Below are 4,644 nucleotides of genomic sequence, written 5' to 3'. Positions count from 1 at the left end.
GATATTTTAAAAGAAATTTTAAATGAGTTTAAGGGAGGAGACATTATAACGTATTTTATCCCTAAAGAGAATATTCAAGTAATTTTCAGATCTAAAATTTAAAGAAGAGGATAGAATATGGGCTATACAAAAGATCAAGCAGATGCTGAATTAAGAAAAATAGTAGAGGGTAAGTTGTCTGTAGCGCAAGCAAAAACTAGCAAATTTGGCGTCGGCGCGATGGTTGGGAGCTTTGCTCGCCTAAACTAGCTAGACCGTTTCAGTCAATCGCCATCGCGCACAACGTAAAAATTAAAACCGCGGCACTGCAAGCCCTCTTCGCGCCGCAGCTTAAAGTAAATCCAAAACAAAGATTAACGCTTTCTGTGCTCCCACGTCGAGATAGCGCAGCAACCTGAGGCAAAATTCAAAGCGAAATAACGCAGCGGCCCGAAGCAAAAGCCGCGCTGAAATTCCATTTGACGCGGCGGCTGTAAAAACCTGAGCCGCCGCCGAGCCGTTTAAATTTTACTTATTTTCGCAGGCAGCGCCTGTCTGGCGCAGGTGCCTACCAGCCAATCGTTGAGGCTAAATTTACCCTCCCTTTTTGGATCGAGCAGCCCAAGCTTATTGTGATTGAGCCCGTCCTCGGCGCCCTCCAGCCTAAAGACAGGCTCGCCGTCTACGAAGTGCGTCCTAGCGCCGAACTCATCGTGTCCAAAGCCGTGCTCGAGGCTGATGACGCCGCTAGTGACGCCGTTTGTTACGAAGGCCTCGCCCGTTTGTGAGCCGTAGGGCGTCGTGATCTTGACCGTATCGCCCGTCTTGATACCCTGCTCGCCAGCCACGTCCTGCGCGATCCTGACGAAATTTTTCGGATGTATCGCGCGCAGCTTTGGGCTTACGATCGTGTAGTAGTGCTGGATGTTTGATTTGCGCGAGCTTACGAGGTATTTCCACTCGGATTTCGGGAAATACTTTTCTAGCGGAGTGCCGTCGCTTGCTACAGGCAGAGCGAGGCTAGGTGTGCCCGGCATATACTCGCCCGTGATAGAGTGTCTGTGTCCGCCCAGTGGCTCGTAGTAGATCGCAGCAGGCGTGGCGGCGGGTACTTTTACCGTCATTTTGTCGCCCTTATACGCACTTTCATAGCTGTCAAATCTACCGCCTTTTGCCAGCACGTGCGCGACTTTTGGTTTTTCCTCGTCTTTTAAAAACGGCTCTAGCTTTTTCATGGTTTTTGAAATTTTACTTAGTTTTAAATCCTCCTCGCCGATATCCTTCACGCCCGCTCCGTCAAAGGCTAAATTTGCCAGCGCCGCGGCGTAATACTGCTCTTTCGTATCCAGATCCATCGGCTTTCCGTCCTTGTCCTTAAAGGCGCCCTTGCCAAATCCTTTGAGCCCGAGCCTCTTTGCCACCGCGATATAAAAGGCCTCCACGTCGATTGGCGTGCCGTCTGCGGCGCGGTCTTGTTTGGCGGCGACGGCCGGGTAGCGCACGACGGAGGTTTTAGCGATCGTACCCCAGAGCGAGTTTGGCAGCGCCCAGTTTTCGAGATTTACCCCGTCGGGCACGATGTAGTCGGCGTAGGCGTTAGTTTCGTTCATAAAGGCGTCGATACCGATGAAAAGCGGCAAGCTTTTGCTATCTTTTAGCGCGTCAAGCACCGCAGTCTCGAGCCCTGCCTGCCCATAGACGACGTTTGTCATGTAGTTTATGAGCGCTTTTACCTTATACGGGTAGCCAGCGGCGTGGCTGGTGAGCGTTTCGTTTACCAGCGGCATCGAGATAGGATACCACGGCTGCTGTGCGGGATAGCCGCTACCGCCGGCTGCGAGCTTGCGTTTAAACTCCGAGCTCGTTTCGTAATACTTGCCCGAGCGGGATAAATTTAGCCCGTTTGCCTTATATGCGCCCTCGAAGCTCTCCAGATCGTATCTGCCCTTTAAAAACTCGTGCGTGCCCGCACTTGCGTTTATACTGCCGCCCTTGTAGCCGTATGTGCCCATCAGCGTGTTTAGGCAAAATATCGCATACGTACTCATCGCCGCTTGCGTGTGCATCATGCCGCCGTGGACGTTGGTGCTGACCTGCCTGCCGTTTTTGGTGAAATTTTCGCACAGCCACAAGATGTCGTCCATACTCACGCCGCAAATTTTAGAGTACTCCTCGAGGCTGTGCTTATAGGCGGACTCTTTTAGCAGTTGCATCGAGCTTTTGACCTCGACCTCCTCGCCGCCCAGTAAAATTTTACCCTCGTAGTAGAGTTTGGCGGGCTCGTTTATCTTGTAGCTTTGGATTTTGCCGCTTTGCGAACAGACCTGCCATTCGTCGCCCGCGAGCGCAAATTTGCCGTAGTCTGCGTGGCCTTTTTGCGTGATCACTAGGTGGGTGGCGTTGCACCAGTGTATTTCGCCGGCTAGCTTTGCCTGCTCTAAATTTGGCTGCATGAGGTAGTTTGCTGCGTATTTTTCGTTTTCGATGATCCAGCGTATCATCGCCATAGCAAGCGCTGAGTCGGTGCCCGGTTTTATGCCGATCCAGCGGCCTTTATCGGAGGCGGCGAATTTGACGGCGTTTGTTAGCGTCGGATCTACCACCGCATAGGTGAAGCCATCATTTACGCTTCTTGCGTGGGCAACCATTTTGGCTTGCTTTTGGAACGGATTTCCGCCGTTTGCGGGCGAGGTGCCCCAGTAGATGCTAAATTTGGAATTTTCGTAGTCGGGCTTGGTGTGAGCAAAGCCCTTTGCGTTGTGCGCGATCTTGCCGCCGACTCTAAAACCGCCGCCGCAGATACCGCCGTGCGAGTAGTGATTTACGGTGCCGAAAGATTTTTTTATAAAGCGATCGACGATATCCGAGCGCCCGTCGTAGAGATAAAAGCTCAAAAGCTGGTTGCGCTTGGTGCCGTATTCGGGATTTGCCTCGTCGATGAGCTCGTCTGAGTGTATGGCTCGCAGCCCGTCCACGTGCCCCTCGCCGAAAAGATCCCCGCCCTCGACGACCTCCTCGATGAGCTGTTCGAAGCTGATCTTTTTCCACTTACCCTCGCCTCTTTTGCCTACACGCTTAAGCGGCGATAAAATCCTAATAGGCGAAGCTATCATCTCAGGCAGCGCCGCGCCTCTAGCACATACGGTGGCGCGCCGATCGTCCTCGCCGCTAGCCGTGGTAGCTAGCAATGCGTCGTTTATCGAGGTCTCAAAGCTCGCCCAGTGCACGTTTGATAGCGGATGGTATGGGTTGCCCGTGCATCTTAGTACGCGGTCTTCTTTTTCGTCCACGTGTAGCCTTAGCCCGCACTTCGCCACGCAGCCGTGACACATCGAAAACACCACGCTATGCCCGTCGTTCATTAAAATTTTGCCGTCTTTTACGCTAAATTCGGGCTGAAGCGAGCTGCCTTGCGGTTTATAGTCGTCTTTTATTTTTCCCGCATCGTCCGCTACCGCAGCGGTCGCGCCTACGGCCGAGATCATCGCCGCGTTTTTTAGAAATTCTCGTCTCTTCATCGTCTCCTCCTTACAGCGCGATCTCTTCGCTCCAGCTGATCGCTTGCTTGTAGCCGTTTTTAGCCAGCAGCTCCTTGTCGTTCTTAGCCAAAATTTCGCTCACGCCGTGATAAAAAACCTGCGGGTGCGTATTTTTCGGGCTATCTAGCACCATCGTCTCGTGAGCGGCTAAAAATTTTCTGATATTTGAGTTTTTGTCGTTTAGATCGCCTATTATGCGGCTTCCGCCCACGCAGGTCTCCACGCACGCAGGCAGCAGGCCCGCGCGCAGTCTGTGGTCGCAGAAGGTGCATTTATCGACCTTGTAGGTCTGCAGGCTAAGGTATCTGGCGTGATACGGACAGGCCTCGGCGCAAAGCGCGCAGCCGATGCACTCGGCGCTATCTACTTTGACGATGCCGTTGTTTCTTTGGTGGCTCGCTCCCGTCGGACAAACGTCGATACAGGCGGGGTTTTCGCAGTGATTGCAAAGGCGCGGCAGCGAGGCGATAACGGCGCGGTTGCCGTCTTTGTCGCTGGCTTCGTACTCCGAAACGATCGTCCTAAAGGCGCCTGCTTGGACGTTGTTTTCCATAGCGCAGTTCATCGTGCACGACTGGCAGCCGATACAGCGCGTTAGGTCGATGACCATGCCGTAGCGCGGACCTTTGGTTTTTTCAAAATTATTCGTAGCGGCCCTAAGCGCGGTAGAGGCGATAAAAACACCCGCCGCAGCGATAAAGCTACGACGCGAACCTAGCGTTGATTGCATTTTTTCTCCTTTGAATAAAAATGGTTTCGCAACTTTATCATAACTTAACTTAAATGGTAATATTAATATTTTAATTAAAAGTGTTTTTAAGATTATCCCAAAATTTATTTTTTAGAAGCGTTTGGTTATAATGCTTTTCACATTTTTATAAATTTAAGGAAAATATCTTGAAATACGCGCTTGATTGCAAGGATAGTTTTGAAAACTCGTTTATATTTTGGTTTACCAGGTACGTCAAATTTAAGCTTAGCTCGCTCTCAAATAAAGAGCTTCTTAAAATAATCTATGAGCTAGAATCCATAAGAAGCGATATCGGGGATATACCGAAACACGAGATTGTGGATATTTTAAAAGAAATTTTAAATGAGTTTAAGGGAGGAGACATTATAACGTATT

The 4,644-nt window shown here is 50.9% G+C and carries 3 protein-coding genes and 1 pseudogene; 2 read left to right on the top strand and 2 right to left on the bottom strand.

All coding sequences use genetic code 11. The annotated features are described in order from the left end of the window. The first annotated feature begins 117 nt into the window (after positions 1-117). Positions 118-249 carry a hypothetical protein gene (locus Q0340_RS02535; protein ID WP_298082034.1) on the top strand — a complete coding sequence of 44 codons (132 nt, stop codon included), beginning with the start codon at positions 118-120 and terminating at the stop codon, positions 247-249. A gap of 251 nt (positions 250-500) precedes the next feature. Here Q0340_RS02535 and Q0340_RS02530 read toward each other — a convergent pair whose 3' ends face one another. After that, entirely contained in the window at positions 501-3,497 is a 2,997-nt protein-coding gene (locus Q0340_RS02530; RefSeq protein WP_298082033.1) for a molybdopterin-dependent oxidoreductase, read from the bottom strand. 10 nt (positions 3,498-3,507) lie between these two features. Beyond that, on the bottom strand, positions 3,508-4,248 hold the full coding sequence (dsrO, locus tag Q0340_RS02525) for a sulfate reduction electron transfer complex DsrMKJOP subunit DsrO (protein ID WP_298082032.1): 741 nt from the start codon (positions 4,246-4,248) through the stop codon (positions 3,508-3,510). Between the two features lie 167 nt (positions 4,249-4,415). Between dsrO and Q0340_RS02520 the strand changes: the two are divergent. Further along, positions 4,416-4,644 (top strand): annotated as a pseudogene (locus tag Q0340_RS02520) (integrase); the annotation flags it as partial.

Source organism: uncultured Campylobacter sp. (genome assembly GCF_938045595.1).
Taxonomy (GTDB): Bacteria; Campylobacterota; Campylobacteria; order Campylobacterales; family Campylobacteraceae; genus Campylobacter_B.
This window is presented reverse-complemented; position numbering and strand designations above follow the sequence as displayed.